General features: G+C 43.3%; 1 protein-coding gene. It reads left to right on the top strand.

All coding sequences use genetic code 11. The annotated features are described in order from the left end of the window. Window positions 1-466: topoisomerase I (locus IQR33_RS26765; protein ID WP_193844213.1), on the top strand; the 466-nt coding region annotated here is incomplete at both ends.

Below are 466 nucleotides of genomic sequence, written 5' to 3'. Positions count from 1 at the left end.
GCTGCGACAATAAGTGTAACGCCTCCTGAGAGCAATGCTGCTCAAAAGGTGGTTACCACTCCAACACCACAAAGTGGCAATGATGATACTTCCGACGTCATTCCAGCTACACCTTGGATATCTGCCCCATTAAATGAACTGAGCAATGAACTGTACGATTTTATTGAAGCTGAACAGGTAAGTTACATCAGTACGACCGACTATCCATTCGACGAGAAAAAGCAAAAACAATTGCGAACATTAGCTAAGCAAGGGGTTCCTATCTTGTTTGACAATACGGAGTCATCCTATTTGGATAGCTACGGTGTCAGCGCAACCAAAGTCGTATCAGAGTATTTTGGTACGGCGTCTGAAGGTGATGTCATCATCGCTACCGGAGTACAGAATGCAGATGGCAGCATTCATTATCTAGTTTTGCCTTTGAAGAGCAAAGATCTCAACGATAACAGTAAATTGATTGAGGACA

Origin of the sequence: Vibrio sp. OPT46 (genome assembly GCF_015163535.1) — a bacterium.
GTDB lineage: Bacteria > Pseudomonadota > Gammaproteobacteria > Enterobacterales > Vibrionaceae > Vibrio > Vibrio alginolyticus.
This window is presented reverse-complemented; position numbering and strand designations above follow the sequence as displayed.